The organism is Xanthomonas sp. 3793 (genome assembly GCF_024806835.1).
Classification (GTDB): domain Bacteria; phylum Pseudomonadota; class Gammaproteobacteria; order Xanthomonadales; family Xanthomonadaceae; genus Xanthomonas; species Xanthomonas arboricola_F.
Window position 1 is genome coordinate 55,463 of record NZ_JANTYU010000002.1, and the last position, 15,146, is coordinate 70,608.

Sequence of the window (15,146 nt, forward strand, 5' to 3'; positions counted from 1 at the left end):
CGTGGTAGCCCTGCTGCTGTCGGGCTGCGTCGTCGATGACGCTGCGCCAGTCCGCACCGTGGACGATGCGCGCTTGCGCAACGGCCAGGTGCCTGTTGCGCTGAGCACCACCTTGGACATGCAATTGGACTGGCAGCAACAGGCCGCACTGGACCCCGCATTCGCCACGCCCGCAGGCGCGCAGCGGCTGGATCTTGCCGGCGCCACGCGCGTGGGCGAGGCGATTGTGGTGGTGCGGCTGCGCGAGGCGGCAGCTGCAGGCGCACCGCCAGCGGGCCTGGCCGAATGGACGTACGCGGTGGATTGCCGCAGCGACCAGGCGCGCTTGCTCGGCGCCGGAGTCGGCATTGGTGCGGGTGAACCTGGCGCATTGCCATCAGCGGTGTCCGCGCCTGCACAGGCCGATCGTACGCGGCTGTTCGCGCTGGCCTGTGCCAAACGCACCGCTTGCCAGTTGCGGATCAAGGCAAACCCGTGCGAGCGGGTGCGTGCAGCATCGCTGGCAGCACTGGGCCGGCAACCGCTGCGGCAGGCCCGGTGAGCATGGATCTGTTCGATGCCGCACGCGGGTGCCTGGACGCTGCCGACCCGCTGCGAAAGGTCGCGTTGACGCAACAGTGCGCAGCCGCGTTTCGCGAGGGCCGGCTGCTGTTGGACGCGGCCGCTCCTGCACCTGGGCCGATCCGCATGCCGGGTCGGCCAGCCACGCCGGTGCTGGTGCACCCGCGCGAGCTGCCGCGGCGCGGGCTGGGCACGCCGGAAGGGCGCGCTGCCTTCATCCATGCGATTGCGCATATCGAACTCAATGCGATCGATCTGGCCTGGGACGCGGTGTATCGCTTTCGCGGCCTGCCTGATGGCTTCTACGCCGATTGGGTGGCGGTGGCCGACGACGAATCGCGTCACTTCATGCTGCTGCGCGCACGCCTGCAGGCACACGATCGCGACTACGGCGACTTTGCCGCGCACAACGGCTTGTGGGAAATGTGCGAGAAAACCGCGCATGACGGTCTGGCGCGCATGGCGTTGGTGCCGCGGGTGCTGGAAGCGCGCGGCCTGGATGTGACACCGGCGATGATCGTCAAACTGCGTTCGCTCGGCGATGCCGCCACGGCCGAGGTGCTGGAGACGATCCTGCGCGAGGAAGTGGCGCACGTGGCCGCCGGCTCGCGCTGGTACCGCTGGTATTGCGCACAGGCCGGTATCGAACCAAGGGCGCGCTTCAAGGCGTTGTTGCGCGAGTACGCCGGCGGTTATCTGCATGGCCCGTTCAATCTGCAGGCGCGGCTGCTTGCCGGTTTCGACGAAGACGAACTGGCCGATCTGGTGGAGCAGGCCGGCTGAGGGCGTGGTTCGATGCCGCTGTCATGCAACGGTATACGCATGCGCAGTCGGGCACGGGGCGCAGAGTGATTTAGGTGCGCTTGACGCGATCCGCGCTTCGCAAGCGGCGCTGGTCGAGGCTGCAGTGCCCTCACCAATCGGAAGCTACGCAGCGCATCCATCCCTGCGGTCACCGCGTCCTGCAATCGGTGGGATGCCACACCACGGACTTTGTCGATTGCTCGATTGAAAACCAGGCACACCCACCATCACGACCGGTCCTTGCCCGCCCACCGTCGCGGGCCCTGATGCGGCGTGGATGCATAAGAGTCTGCATGGACGGATTCACCGCGCGTCCCGCGATGGAGGGCAGTTAAGGCCCCTGCAGCTAAAGCACGGATCAAGCGCTTTGCAAGCGCTGAATGCAGCGCAGCTAAGCCTCCCAAGACAGCCAAGAACCTTCTCGTCAGAGCGGCTGACAGAGCGCCGGGAACACACGCAGGTTGCTGCCGGCCGCGCCCCCCGGCTGGCATCCGACCTGTCCATTCGATACAGGCCCAGCCAATGACAGCGATGCCCGCCTGATCGACGCGCGTTGGTTGGCGCGTGGTTTTCGGTCTGTCGGTAGACCTGCGTACTTGGTCTGACTTGCGCCGCTGCAACATCGGCGATGCAGCGCAACGCGCGCGTCTCGCCGCCACCCCTTTCGACCGGAACTGTGCGCTACGTCGTCACGCATGCGGCCGGAATCGCATCCAGTCTTCGGTAAGCATCACAAAAACGTAATTTTCTTTTGTAACAACTTGCATTCGGTACATTCCGGCGCGCCCTAATGGCGTCCCGGGGACAGGGGCCCGGTGTTTCGCACCCATTGCTTCCATGTCTTAGGAGAGAGAGACGATGAAGTCGAAGTCGATGTGCACCACGGTCGGTCTGATCGCCATGTGCCTGGCCGGGTCGGCCGCTGCTGCCGGCAAGCCCCTGTACCAAACCGGCCCGGCGCTCAGCCGCAGCGCCGCGGCAACCGCCACCGCAGAACCCTCGCTGCAACGCCTGTTGAGCGCCCCGTCCACCACCAACGCACAGGTGGTGCAGCTCGATGCCGGCGCGGTGACCGCTGGCGAAAAACTGCTGGAATTGCAGCTGGATGGCCAGACCATCACCGCCACGCAGGCCAAGGTGGATGCGTTGGAGGGCGGCGACAGCGTGTGGTACGGCAACCTCGGCCCGCGCGCCGGCACCCGCGCGCGCACTTTGTCCGGCGTGGACCCGTTGAACTCGGCCATCCTGGTGCGCAGCGGCGAGACCGTCACCGGCACCATCCGCTACGCCGGCAAGCTGTATCGCCTGCGTCCGTTGGCTGATGGCCGCCATGTGCTGGTGCAGGTCGACGAGCAACGCATGCCGCAGGAACATCCGGCCGAATACAGCCTGCTGCCCAGGTTCGACATGCCCGGCGACGGGCGCGTGACCGCAGCGGCCGCCTCATCCGGCAGCCCGGCCACCATCCGCGTGCTGGTCGTGGCCACCAACAAGGCGGTAACCGCGTACGGCGGCAACATGCAGTCGCTGGTGCAGCTGGCGGTGGCCGAAGCCAACCAGGGCTACATCAACAGCAATGTCGGCATCACCCTGCAGCTGGCGCGCTACGAGACCACCAGCTACACCGAAACCGGCAACTTCACCACCGACCTGCAGCGCTTCCGCGTAACCAACGACGGTTACATGGACAGCATCCACACCAGCCGCAACACCTACACCGCAGACGTGGGCGTGATCGTGCTGGACAACAGCAGCTACTGCGGGCTGGCCTCGGGCATCGGCTCCACGGCCGCGAGCGCCTTCGCGTCGGTGTACTGGGACTGCGCGACCGGCTACTACAGCTTTGCGCATGAAATCGGCCATCTGCAAAGCGCCCGCCACGATGCCACCAACGACCCGAGCACCTCGCCGTACGCCTATGGTCACGGCTATCGCTACGGCAACAGCTGGCGCACCATCATGGCCTACGATTGCACCAGCGGCTGCCCGCGGCTGAATTACTGGTCCAACCCCAACATCAGCTACAACGGCGTGCCCATGGGCAATGCCAGCACCGCCGACAATCAGCGCGTGCTGGTCAACACCAAGGCCACCATCGCCGGCTTCCGCTGATCGGTGTGCGATTGCGATGGCCCGGCACCGAGCGGTGTCGGGCCATTGCGCGAGTGCGCTACACCCGGGCGCGATGATCGCGCAGACTAGACGCACCGCCGGCGCCTGCCGGCCACGTCCTGTCGAGCGGAGCACTCATGTCCACGTCCCCGCGTTATGCGCTGCTGTGCCTGGTCGCGCTGGCAGTTGCCGGATGCAAACAGCAACCTGCCGAGCCCGCCGCCACCCCACCCAAGCCCGCGGTTGCCGTGCCGGCGCCCGCCACCGAAAACGCTGCCCAGGCGCGCGCGCTGCAGTTGCTCGAAACACGGCTGCAAACCGACAAGGTCTACCCGGACAACTGCATCAGCATCATGGCCGAACAGGACGATCCGCCAACACCGGACGCGTTTGAGTTTGCCGTGCACGAACGCCACGGCGACGGCTGCCCAGGCGACCCGCAGACCAGCCCGGTGCGCGATCGCTTCCGCGTCCAGGCAGATGGCACGCTGTTCTGGTACGACGTGGTCAATGCGGATTTTGTCGACTACGCCGAGCGTGCGCGCAGCGTTCAATGACACGCTGTAGCGACTTGGCCAGCCGGGACTGCGCGCAGGCGTCTGGTTGCCGGCGAGCGCTGCCACTGGGTATTGGCGCATCCGGACGCGATGTTGGTAGCGGCATCCGTTGCCGATGAAGGTTGCACTTTAGGGACTTTCAGCAGCGCGATTGATCGATGTATCCGATGCCGGACGGATTGGGTGCGGCACCCGAATCGAGGGTGCAACGCGCGCGCTGCGCCGTGTTGAGCGCGAGGGCTGGACTGGACGAGGTGTTCGCTGTCTTCAGCGGCACGCCGTCGTGCGTGCGAAGCAGTGGCCGCACCTGGCCTGCGATGCGAAGCGCAGCCGCCACATTCGCGCAACCGGCGGCAACGGACTCACCGCAGCGCAATCCCCGCATGCGGGGGCGGCTGCGGCTGCCGGATCTAGAGCGGCAACTGCTCCAACGCAACGCCATCGGCATCCACCCGCAGCACCGAGCCTTGCTCGTACCAGTCGCCCAGCACGATGCGCGTGCAGGTGTTGCCACCGGCTTGCAGGGTATGGATTGCGGGGCGATGGGTATGGCCGTGGATCATGCGATCCAGGCCGTAACGCACGAAGGTCGCTTCCACCTCGGCCTGCGACACGTCGGTGACGGTTTCGAGCTGCGCCTGGTCGCCCTGCTTGAGTTCGGCGTAGCGGGCCTGACTTGCCGCACGCGCCTGCTGCGCGAAGGCCACGCGGGCGGCCAGCGGCTGCGCCAGAAACTGCGCCTGAAACACCGGGTCGCGGGTCTGCGCACGGAATGCCTGATAGGCGGTGTCGTCGGTGCACAGCAGGTCGCCGTGCAGCAGCAGCGTCGTATGACCGTAGAGATCGATCACGGTGGGGTCGGGCAAAATGCGCAAGCCGGCGCGCTGCGCGTAGGCATCGCCCACCAGGAAATCGCGGTTGCCCGGCATGAAGAAGACTGGGACGCCGGCATCGGCCACCGCATGCAATGCCACCGCGACCTCATCTGCAGCGGTGGACGGGGTGTCATCGCCGATCCAGGCTTCGAACAGGTCCCCAAGGATGTACAGCGCATCGCTCCCGGGCACCTGCGTGCGCAGGAAATCCAGAAACAGCGCGGTGATCGCCGGCCGGGCCGGATCCAGATGCAGGTCGGAAATGAACAGTGTCGTCATCGCGCCATTGTACGTCCGGACCGCCGGATGGCGAGGCGCGGTAGCTGCGATTGCGTGAGCGGGCAAGCAACGCATCGCAGCGGTATGCACCTGCGCAGGCACCCGGCCCCAGTCCCGGTCTGTCGCGCAATAACGATGAGGAAACCGGGCCAGGCCTACGCGAGCTCGCGCGGCGCGGTGCTGCCGCAAACCTCTACCCGATCAGTGCCGGCAGTCCCCACAACGACAGACTCGCCAGCGCGACGCCGATCGCCGTGGCGGCCAGCACGTCGCTGGGGTAATGCAATCCAAGCACGACGCGCGATAGCGCCACGCATGCCGAAAATGGCACCAGCAGCGGGGCGAGCCACGGGTAGTAGGCCAGCGCCACGATGCTGAAGGACACCGCATGCAAGGTGTGGCCGGAGGGAAAACTGAACTCGTCCAGCGGCGCCACCCAGGCGCGGATGCGCACGTCGGCGGCGTAGGGACGCGGGCGGCGGGTCCAGCGCTTGAGTGCCTTGTACAGCGTCAAGGCGAGCACGCCGGTGGCGGCCATGTGCGCCGAGGCGCGAACGCCACCCATGCCGTCGAGCAGCACCAGCAGGCCCATCAGGCTGTACCAGAACACACCATCGCCCAGGCGGCTGATGGTGGCGAATGTGCGGCGCACCGTGTGTCGGCGGCACCAATGGTTGGCGCGTCGGCACCAGCGCGCTTCATGACCGCGCAAGACCTCAAGCCGCGTTGACGACATAACGCCCCCGTGCCGCAGTGATGCCCAGCAACAAGGCATCGAAGTCGGATACCACATTGTCCGGATGCAGTTTTTTCATCGCCTGCGCCGCCGCCGCCGCCGCACCCAAGCGCTGGCGTAGCGCGTCGTCCTGGGTGAGTGCGACAGCGGCCTGGATGAAAGCCGCGTCGGTGTCCACCGCCGCGCCGGTCTGGCCATTGCGCAGGTATTCGCGCGCGGCACCGTAGTCGAAGGCGACCGTCGCCACACCGCTGGCCATCGCTTCCAGGGTCACGTTGCCGAAGGTTTCGCTGCGGCTGGGGAACAGGAACAGGTCGCCGCTGGCGAAGTGGCGCGCCAGGGCCTCGCCGCGCTGGACGCCGCAGAAGATGAAGTCGGGATTGTCGTGTGCGATCTTTTCGCGCGCCGGGCCATCGCCGACCCACACAAAGCGCGCCTTCGGGCGGACCTGCTGCAGCCTGCGAAATGCCTGCACCGCCAAGGGCAGATTTTTTTCGTTGGCGATCCGTCCGACATAGATCGCTGCGAAGCCTTCGCCTTCGATACCCCACTCGGCGCGCAAGGCATGATCGCGGCGGCCAGGATCGAACTGCCGGCTGTCCACAGCGCGCGCCAGCAATTGCACACGCTCGAACCCGTCCTCGCGCAGCAACTGTTGCAGTTCGCGCGTCGGCACCAGGGTGGCGTCGGCCTGGTTATGAAAGCGTCGCATCCAGCGCAGCGCGGTGCCCTGCAGCCAGGCGGCGCCGTAGTCCGGCAGGTACTCGTCGAAGCGCGTGTGGAAGCCGGAGGCGACCGGAATGCCCAGCCGGCGTGCCGCACGCATCGCCGACCAGCCCAACGGGCCTTCCGTGGCCACGTAGATCGCATCCGGTTGCGTCGTTCGCCAATGGCGGATCAGCCGCTGGGTCGCCGGCAACCCGAATTTCAGCCCCGGGTAGCGCGGCAGCGACGCGCCACGCACCAGCAATGCATCGGATGGGGCGGTGTCGCAGCCCTGGCGTGGACGCACCACATCCACCTGATGCCCACGCGCGCGCAGGCCGGTTTCCAGGCCGTGGACCGTCAGCGCAACACCGTTGACCTCGGGGGGATAGGTTTCGGTAACGATCGCGTAGCGCATGCCCGTTCTCCGGTTTTCGCTAGCTTCCGGCAGGGCGATGGCATCGATGTTGCGCCCATAAGTCGCGGCGGTGACAAGTGCGACGGGATTGGGAATTCGGGATTGGAGATTCGCAAAAGCGGCCTTCGCGCATCTGGGCGAACACGCAATACATCACGTGCCGCGGTCAACGAATCCCGAATCCCGAATCCCGAATCCCGAATCCCGAATCCCGAATCCCGCCGAAGGCCGCAGGCCTCAGGCCACAAACGGTTTGAACGCGATGCCCAGGCCGGCCATGCTTTCGACTTCGCCGATCAGGTCGGCGCGCAGCAGCGGGCGCGAATCGATCCAGCTTTGCGACAGGATCAACGACAGCCGCGTGTCGTCGGCGGTGAGTTCCAGTGTCGGGATCGGGTCCGATTCGTGCGCACGGTGCAGCAGCACTGCCAGCCGCAGCAGCGCGGCCTTGCGGCGGGTGGGCAGCAGCAACCGGTCCGGCAGCGCATCGAAGGCGGTCTTGGGGACGTTGCGCCGGTGCGTGCGTACCAGCGCTGCCAGGACCTGCTGTTCCTGGCGCGAAAACCCGGCGATATCCGAATGTTCCAGGATGTAGCTGCCATGCACGTGATACTGGCTGTGCGCGATGATCAGCCCCAACTCGTGCAGGCGTGCGGCACGCCGCAGTACCTGCGCATCGTCGCCATCCAGATGCCAGGATTCGCAGACCTGATCGAACAGGCGGCAGGCCGTGGCTTCCACGCGCTGCGCCTGCACCTCATCGATGCCGTAGCGCTGCACCAGCGAGGCCACCGAGCTGTCGCGCGGGTCGTTTTGGCCGCCGCGGCCGAGCATGTCGTACAGGATGCCTTCGCGCATTGCGGCCTTGCTGACCATCAGCTTCTCCAGCCCCAGCGCCTGGAAGGCCGCTTCGAGCACCAGGATTCCACCGGCGATGATCGGCCGCCGCTCGGCCGCCAGGCCGGGCAGCTGGATGTCTTCGATACGCTTGGCCTTGAGCAGCTCATCGCGCAGCGCCGGCAGCGCCTGCGCGGTGATCGCCCCCTTGGTGAGCTTCATCGCCGCGCAGATTTCGCCGATCGCCTTATGCGTGCCGGACGAACCGATCGCTTCATGCCAGCCCAGCGCCTTGTATTGGCCGGCGAACTGCTGGAATTCGGCACCGATCTCGGTCAGCGCATCCTTCCATTTTTTCTTCGACAACTTGCCGCCCGGGAAAAATCGCCGCGTGCTGGCAATGCAACCGGCCTGCAGGCTTTCGCGTTCCAGGGTCTGGAAGCCCTGGCCGATGATGAATTCGGTCGAGCCACCGCCGATGTCGATCACCAGCCGGCGTTGATCGGGCTTGGGCGGTTGCGCATGGGTCACGCCCAGATAGATCAGCCGCGCTTCCTCGCGCCCGCTGACCACTTCGATCGCATGCCCCAGTGCAGTTTCCGCCGGCATCAAGAAAGCTTGCGGCGAGCGCAGCTGACGCACCGTATTGGTCGCCAGTGCGCGCACGCGCAGCGAGGGAACTTCACGGATGCGTTGGCCGAAGCGTGCCAGGCATTCGAGCGCACGCTGGCGCGCTTCGTTGGACAGACCGCCCTTGCCATCCAGGCCGTCGGCCATGCGCACGGTTTCGCGCAGGCGATCGACGACGCGCAACTGACCCATCAGGTAGCGCGCAATGACCATGTGGAAACTGTTGGACCCTAAGTCGATGGCGGCAAGAAAATCGCCATCGCGCAGGGGCGGAATCGTGGGGGAGGGCATTGGCATGGCCGCATGGTAGCCGATGGGCGGTTGGCCACGTGAGAGCCCACGGCCCTCGCGTTCTCAGATCCGATCGAGCAAGGTCATCTGCGCCGAATGGGCCGGCTCGCCAGGGCCGGGGGTGCGCTTGTGGTACACGCCTTCGGCATCCAGTTCCCAGGCACTGACGTTGTCGTCCAGGTAGTTCTGCAGCACTTCGCGATAGACGCGCCTGGCCAGATCCGGTTCCAGGATCGGGAAGCAGGTTTCCACGCGGCGCAACAGATTGCGTTCCAGCCAATCGGCGCTGGCGCAGTACAACTCGGCCGCGCCGTCGTTGCCGAACCAGTACACGCGGCTATGTTCCAGGAATCGCCCCACGATCGAGCGTACGCGGATATTGTCGGACACGCCGGGCACCCCGGGCCGCAGCGTGCAGGCGCCGCGCACGATCAGGTCGATCTGCACACCGGCTTGCGAAGCGGTGTAAAGCGCACGCACGACTTGCGGCTCGTTGAGGGCATTCATCTTGGCGATGATGCGGCCCGGGCGGCCGTTGCGGGCCAGCCGCGTTTCGCGCTCGATCCGCTTCAACACGCCGGCGTGCAGGGTGAAGGGCGATTGCAGCAACTGCTCCAGCTTCATGCGCGGGGCCAGCCCGGACAATTGCTGGAACAGCATGTGCACATCGTTGCCGATTTCCACATCCGCCGTGATCAGGCTGATGTCGGTATACAGCCGCGCGGTGCCGCTGTGGTAGTTGCCGGTGCCCAGGTGCACATAGCGTTTGAGCTTGCGTCCCTCGCGCCGCACGATCAGCAGCATCTTGGCGTGCGTCTTGAAGCCGACCACGCCATAGACCACCTGCACGCCGGCTTCCTGCAGCTTGTCGGCCAGGCCCAGGTTGGCCTCTTCGTCGAAGCGCGCGCGCAGCTCCACCACCACGGTGACGTCCTTGCCGTTGCGCGCGGCAAGGATCAGCGCATCGACGATCAGCGAATCCTTGCCGGTGCGGTACAGCGTCTGCTTGATCGCCAGCACGTTCGGGTCGACGGCCGCCTGGCGGATGACGTCCAGCACCGCGGTGAACGCATCGAAGGGGTGGTGCAGCAGCACATCGCCCTTGCTGACGATCTGGAAGATGCCCTCGCTGTCGCGCAGGGTGCGCGGGTTGAACGAGGGGTACTTGAGTTCCGGGCGCTGCACCAGGTCGTAGACCTGGGTGACGCGGCTCAGATTGACCGGCCCGACGATGCGATACACCGCGTTCTCGTTCAAGCCGAAGTTCTGCAGCAGGGTGCGCATGATCGGCGCCGGGCAATCGTGCGCGATCTCCAGCCGCACCGCCGGCCGGTAGCCGCGCGTGACCAGTTCGTCGCGCAATGCCAGTGCCAGGTTTTCGACTTCCTCTTCGTCCACCACCAGCTCGGAATTGCGGGTGACGCGGAACTGGTAGGAGCCTTTGACCTGCATGCCCGGGAACAATTCGTCCACGAACTCCGACAGCACCGAGGACAGGAACACGAAGCTTTGCGCGCCCTCCGGCGACAGGCTGGCCGGCAACTGGATGATGCGCGGCAACGAGCGCGGCGCACGCACGATGGCCAGATGGCCGGCGCGCCCGAACGCGTCCTGACCTTCCAGCACCACCACGATGTTCAGGGTCTTGTTGAGGATCTTCGGAAACGGGTGCGCCGGGTCCAGGCCCAGCGGCGACAGCACCGGCATGATCTCGTTGCGGAAGTAGGCGCGCAGCCAGCGCTTCTGGCGCGAGGTCCAGGTCGCGCGGCCAAGCACGGCAACGCCGGCCTCTTCCATCGCCGGGCGCAGCACGTCATTCCATGCGTGGTACTGCTGCTCGACCAGCTTGGCCGCGCGGTCGTGCACGGCGTTGAGGATGGCCGTGGGGCTCAGGCCGTCCGGTGCCGGCGGCAGGCCGAACTCCTGCGCGTGCCGCACGGTGGCGGCGCGAATTTCGAAGAACTCGTCCAGGTTGGTGCACGAGATGCACAGGAACCGCAGCCGTTCCAGCAGCGGCACCTGTTCGTCCAGCGCCTGCGCCAGCACCCGGAAATTGAAGTCCAGTTGCGACAGTTCCCGGTTGATGTACAGCGCCGGATCCCGCAAGGGATCGGTGGCGATGTCCTCGGAAGGTGTGACGTCGTGCAGTTGTTTGGCGTGGCCCATGGAGTCGGTCATCAAGACGGATTGGTGTGCGGTGTTGCCGCGTGCGCGCCGCGGTGCAACGCACGTTGCGCAGGTACCTGCGCAACGTGCGTCGACGCGCACTGCCTACATATCACGCCAAGCGTGACAGTGGCAGGGACTGTTCGCGCTGCACGACGCGTGCGGCCACAAAATGACACGAGAATTCGCTGCCGCGTCCCACTTCGCTTTCGATCTCCAGCCGTGCCTGGTGCAGGCCCAGGATATGCTTGACGATCGACAGCCCCAGCCCGGTGCCGCCGCTCTCGCGCGAGCGGCTGCTGGACACGCGGTAGAAGCGCTCGGTAATGCGCGGCAGATGCGAGGCGGGAATGCCGTAGCCGGTGTCGCGGACCGCCAGCGCCGCGCCGTCGCCCTCGCGCAGGAAGCGGATCGTCACCGTGCCGCCCCCGGGCGTATAGCGCACTGCGTTGGTCACCAGGTTGGAAAACGCGCTGTGCAATTCCTTGTTGGAACCGAGCAGATCCACGCCGGCTTCATCGATCACTTCCACCGTGTGGCGGCCCTGGCTGTGCGCCTCGGCCTCGCGGCGCAAGGTCGAAAGCATCGGCGCCATCGCCACGTTTTCTTCGCCGAGCTCTTCCTGCGATTCCAGCCGCGACAGGGTCAGCAGGTCCTCGACCAGCTGCGCCATGCGCTGCGACTGCTTGCGCATCTCCGCCAGCATCGGGCCAGAGTCGGGAAAGTCCTCCGGGTCGAGCATGTCCAGGTATCCATGCACCACCGTCAACGGCGTGCGCAGCTCGTGCGACACGTTGGCCACGAAATCGCGACGCACCTGTTCCAGGCGCAACAGCTTGCTGACATCGCGCGCCACCAGCAGCCAGTAGTCGTCGGAGTAGGGGATCAGGCGCAGATTCAGGCGCAGGTCCGGGTCCACCGGCGAGGCCGCATCCAGCATCGGCTCGGCATTGCGACCGGCCGCCAGCCAGTGGGCAAGCGGCAATGGCTGCAGGCGTTCCACCACCGACACGCCCATATCGCCAGGATGATGCAGCCCGAGCAGGCCGCCGGCCGCCTTGTTGAACCACTGCACGCGCTGGCTGTTGCGGTCCACCACCACCACCGCATCCGGCAGCGCCTGCGCCGCGGCGCGATAGGTGCGCAACATGTCGATCAAGCGCCGCTTGCGCCCGCGCATTTCGGCCTGGCTGCGATACAGCAGCCGATCCAGTTCGTTCCAGGCGCCGACACCGGCGGCAGGCTCGGCACGCTGGCGCGCGGTGAGCCGGCGCAGCACTTGCCGCAGCCGCCAGTAATGCCAGCTCAGCACCCCCAGCGCGGTGAGCGTCAGCGCCATCCACACATGCCCGATCAGCACGCCCACCACGACGGCAGCGCCCAACAACAGCGCAAGGGTGCCGAGCGTCTTGAGCCAGGCGGAACGGATATGTTGAGGCATGGAAGGCGTTACCACGAAGCGTCAGGTAGGCAGGCGACCCGGCCGATCGGCGGCCGGGTCGCGGTGCGGCATGTACTAGGTTGCCGACGAAAAACGATAGCCCGAGCCGCGCACGGTCTGCACCATGTTTTCCAGGCCGAACGGTTCCAGCGTCTTGCGCAGGCGGCGGATGTGCACGTCGATGGTGCGCTCTTCCACGTACACGCTGCCGCCCCAGACATGGTCCAGCAGTTGGGTGCGCGTGTACACGCGCTCGGGATGGGTCATGAAGAAGTGCAGCAGCCGGTATTCGGTCGGGCCGATCGGCACCGGCGCATCGCCGGCAAACACCCGGTGCGCGGCGCCATCGATGCGCAGGCGGCCCACGGCCACGCTGCCGTCCTCGTCGTCCTCGCGGGTGCGGCGCATCACCGCCCGGATACGCGCCAGCAGCTCGCGTGCCGAGAAGGGCTTGACCACGTAGTCGTCCACGCCCGCTTCCAGCCCGCCGACACGGTCGTTCTCTTCGCCACGCGCGGTCAGCATGATGATCGGGATCTCCCGGGTCAGCTGTTCCTTGCGCCAGCGCCGTGCCAGATCCAGCCCGCTGGTGCCCGGCAGCATCCAGTCCAGCAGGATCAGGTCGGGCACGCGGTCGGCGATGGCGGTCTGCGCCTCGCGCGCGTCGCCAGCATGGATGGGCTCGAACTCGCCTTTGCGCAGCGCGAACGCCACCATGTCGCGGATCGCGGGTTCGTCATCGACGATCAGAATGCGTTTCTGCACGCGGGGCTTACCGTCTGGCTTTGGTGATCGCCAGTAGACTACGGTTTTGTGACTTTAATGTGACATGGCGGGCGTTGCCTCCTGCCAGGCTGTCATTCTGTGAAGCGGGCTGAACCGCTGCGGGCGCGGTGAAGCCAGGCGCAGCATGCCGCGCGATGCGTATTCGCGGACCCGATGTCACTGCGTGGACAGATCCGGGTCGCGGATACCTTGACGACGCAGTTCCAGCACGGTCGGCGTGATTGCGGCAATCCGCGCATCCACACGCGCCCGTGTCACATAGTCCAGGTCCTTCTTTTTCAGCGCCTCCAACTGGATCAGGGCCTGCTCCGGGCGCCCGTTCAGGGACGCCGATTCGGCATAGGCCTCGCTGGCCCGCAGATGATCGCCGGCGAGCTCGCAGGCGCGGGCGTAGGTCTGTTGCAGCAACGGATCCTCGCCGCTGCGGTAGAGCAGGGGCTCCAGCACCTGACGAGCGCGCTGACCGGATTCCTTGCTGGCTTGTTCGTTGAGCGCGCCGGCATAGGTCAGCGCCACCGCACGGTTGTTCGGCAGCCGCTTGAGCAGCGCATCGAAGCGGGCGTTGGCTGCCTCGCGCTGGCCCACGCGTGCCTGCGCCTCGCTCAGGCCCAGCGCCAGCCACAGGTTGTCCGGATGCGCTTCCAGCAGGCCGGCCAGCTCGGCCACCGGTTCGCTCGGCCGGCTCCCGCTGTTGCGCAGTTGCGCCAGCGCCAGCCCGTAACGCTGTGCATCGGTCAGGCCCTGCTTGGCGCTACGGCGCAGGTTTTCGTATTCGCGAATGGCCGCATCGGGCGTGCTCGCACTGAGCACGCGCAGGCGCTCCTTGGCCCAGTCGAAACCCTGTTGGTCGCCGCCACGGCTCAGCGCATCCACCGGCAATCGCAGCGCATACGGCAGCAGCGCGTTACCGTTGCGGCTCAACGGCTCCGACAACGATGGATCGGCCGGGTCCACGCGCTCCTGGCGCGTTCCGCCCGGCACCGAGGTGGTCAGCACCACGGTGTTCTTCTTCATCTGCTCGGCGCGCGCCTTGGCCTCGCTGATGCGGGTGGTGGTCACCGGGTGGGTCTGCAGGAAGTCCGGTGCGCTGTAGCCGCCCTCGTTGGCGCGCATCGCAACCGACATGCGCTCGAAGAAGCCGGCCATCGCGTCCACGTCGTAGCCGCTGCGGACCAGCGTGCGGATGCCCAGCCGGTCGGCCTCCGATTCGTTGGAGCGGGTGTAGTCGATCTGGCGTTGCTGCATCAGCCCCATCGCACTGGTGATGGTGGCCATGGTGGCATCGCCCTTGGAATTGCCGCCGGCCTGCTGCGCCGCCACCACTGCCGCCAGCATGCCGAGCAGGATCGGGATCTGGTCGCGCTGGGCGCGTTCCACCCCGCGCAGCACATGCTGCTGGGTGACGTGGGCGATTTCGTGCGACAGCACCGCGGCCACTTCGTCCTCGCGCTCGGCGGTCAGCACCAGCCCGGCATTGACCGCGATATAGCCGCCCAGCGTGGCGAACGCATTGATCTGGCGGTCGCGCAGCATGAAGAAGGTAAAGGGCTGCTGCGGCTGGTCGCTGTTGGCGCCGAGCCGGGTACCCATGGTCTGCAGCCAGTCGCCGATCAGCGGGTCGTCCAGCACGTAGTCGTAGTTGCGCAACTCGGCCAGCATCATCTTGCCGTACTCGGCCTGGCGGGCCGGAGTCAGCAGCTCGCCAGCCGACGAGCCGATATCGGGCAGGCGACTTTCCTGCGCAGGTGCCACGCCCATGGCGAGGGCCAGGGTGAGGGCGGTAGCGAGCGGAAGCAGGCGCAAGTGGAACTCCCAGGTGGTGCGCGGAGCATGCGGGCAGCGCAGCGCAGCGGCGTGAATCGGCAATTAATCCACAGTGTTGCGGTGACGACATGGAAATTCCAGTCGCCCGCTACCATGTGTCAGACCTCAAACCCACCACGGAGTT

The 15,146-nt window shown here is 66.5% G+C and carries 12 protein-coding genes; 4 read left to right on the top strand and 8 right to left on the bottom strand.

Annotation, left to right across the window (positions count from 1 at the left end):
• Position 1: 1 nt before the first annotated feature.
• From FHY18_RS06435 to FHY18_RS06450, 4 genes are all read left to right on the top strand, one after another.
• Entirely contained in the window at positions 2-541 is a 540-nt protein-coding gene (locus FHY18_RS06435) for a hypothetical protein (RefSeq protein WP_259152848.1), read from the top strand.
• 2 nt (positions 542-543) lie between these two features.
• On the top strand, positions 544-1,344 hold the full coding sequence (locus FHY18_RS06440; protein WP_259152849.1) for a ferritin-like domain-containing protein: 801 nt from the start codon (positions 544-546) through the stop codon (positions 1,342-1,344).
• A gap of 879 nt (positions 1,345-2,223) precedes the next feature.
• Positions 2,224-3,477: a zinc-dependent metalloprotease gene (locus FHY18_RS06445; RefSeq protein WP_259152850.1), complete on the top strand. Its 1,254-nt coding sequence runs from the start codon at positions 2,224-2,226 to the stop codon at positions 3,475-3,477.
• A 137-nt stretch (positions 3,478-3,614) separates the two neighbouring features.
• Positions 3,615-4,034: a hypothetical protein gene (locus tag FHY18_RS06450; protein ID WP_259152852.1), complete on the top strand. Its 420-nt coding sequence runs from the start codon at positions 3,615-3,617 to the stop codon at positions 4,032-4,034.
• Between the two features lie 410 nt (positions 4,035-4,444).
• On the opposite strand, the gene lpxH is transcribed toward FHY18_RS06450, so the two are convergent.
• The 8 genes from lpxH to FHY18_RS06490 all read right to left on the bottom strand — a co-directional run bounded on the left by lpxH (position 4,445) and on the right by FHY18_RS06490 (position 15,001).
• Positions 4,445-5,188, bottom strand: a complete 744-nt coding sequence (gene lpxH / locus FHY18_RS06455) for a UDP-2,3-diacylglucosamine diphosphatase (protein ID WP_259152853.1) — start codon at positions 5,186-5,188, stop codon at positions 4,445-4,447.
• Positions 5,189-5,381: 193 nt separating this feature from the next.
• Positions 5,382-5,924, bottom strand: a complete 543-nt coding sequence (locus FHY18_RS06460; protein WP_046963210.1) for a phosphatase PAP2 family protein — start codon at positions 5,922-5,924, stop codon at positions 5,382-5,384.
• The gene (locus FHY18_RS06465; RefSeq protein WP_259152856.1) at positions 5,905-7,047 is read right to left on the bottom strand and encodes a glycosyltransferase family 1 protein; all 1,143 of its coding nucleotides are present in this window, start codon (positions 7,045-7,047) and stop codon (positions 5,905-5,907) included. Before FHY18_RS06465 ends, FHY18_RS06460 begins: the two co-directional genes overlap by 20 nt.
• Before the next feature lie 237 nt (positions 7,048-7,284).
• Positions 7,285-8,805, bottom strand: a complete 1,521-nt coding sequence (gene ppx, locus FHY18_RS06470) for an exopolyphosphatase (protein ID WP_259153943.1) — start codon at positions 8,803-8,805, stop codon at positions 7,285-7,287.
• Between the two features lie 63 nt (positions 8,806-8,868).
• Positions 8,869-10,971: a polyphosphate kinase 1 gene (gene ppk1 / locus FHY18_RS06475; protein WP_259153948.1), complete on the bottom strand. Its 2,103-nt coding sequence runs from the start codon at positions 10,969-10,971 to the stop codon at positions 8,869-8,871.
• A 112-nt stretch (positions 10,972-11,083) separates the two neighbouring features.
• On the bottom strand, positions 11,084-12,412 hold the full coding sequence (gene phoR / locus FHY18_RS06480) for a phosphate regulon sensor histidine kinase PhoR (RefSeq protein WP_259152858.1): 1,329 nt from the start codon (positions 12,410-12,412) through the stop codon (positions 11,084-11,086).
• 75 nt (positions 12,413-12,487) lie between these two features.
• On the bottom strand, positions 12,488-13,177 hold the full coding sequence (gene phoB, locus FHY18_RS06485) for a phosphate regulon transcriptional regulator PhoB (RefSeq protein ID WP_002806631.1): 690 nt from the start codon (positions 13,175-13,177) through the stop codon (positions 12,488-12,490).
• A gap of 177 nt (positions 13,178-13,354) precedes the next feature.
• Entirely contained in the window at positions 13,355-15,001 is a 1,647-nt protein-coding gene (locus FHY18_RS06490; protein ID WP_259152869.1) for a M48 family metalloprotease, read from the bottom strand.
• Positions 15,002-15,146: the final 145 nt, after the last annotated feature.

Bases quoted from the DNA above. Each gene is read 5' to 3' on its own strand.
- ppk1 (WP_259153948.1), bottom strand. From the start codon at position 10,971: ATGGGCCACGCCAAACAACTGCACGACGTCACACCTTCCGAGGACATC.
- lpxH (WP_259152853.1), bottom strand. From the start codon at position 5,188: ATGACGACACTGTTCATTTCCGACCTGCATCTGGATCCGGCCCGGCCG.
- FHY18_RS06450 (WP_259152852.1), top strand. From the start codon at position 3,615: ATGTCCACGTCCCCGCGTTATGCGCTGCTGTGCCTGGTCGCGCTGGCA.
- FHY18_RS06445 (WP_259152850.1), top strand. From the start codon at position 2,224: ATGAAGTCGAAGTCGATGTGCACCACGGTCGGTCTGATCGCCATGTGC.
- phoR (WP_259152858.1), bottom strand. From the start codon at position 12,412: ATGCCTCAACATATCCGTTCCGCCTGGCTCAAGACGCTCGGCACCCTT.
- FHY18_RS06440 (WP_259152849.1), top strand. From the start codon at position 544: ATGGATCTGTTCGATGCCGCACGCGGGTGCCTGGACGCTGCCGACCCG.
- FHY18_RS06460 (WP_046963210.1), bottom strand. From the start codon at position 5,924: ATGTCGTCAACGCGGCTTGAGGTCTTGCGCGGTCATGAAGCGCGCTGG.
- ppx (WP_259153943.1), bottom strand. From the start codon at position 8,805: ATGCCCTCCCCCACGATTCCGCCCCTGCGCGATGGCGATTTTCTTGCC.
- FHY18_RS06465 (WP_259152856.1), bottom strand. From the start codon at position 7,047: ATGCGCTACGCGATCGTTACCGAAACCTATCCCCCCGAGGTCAACGGT.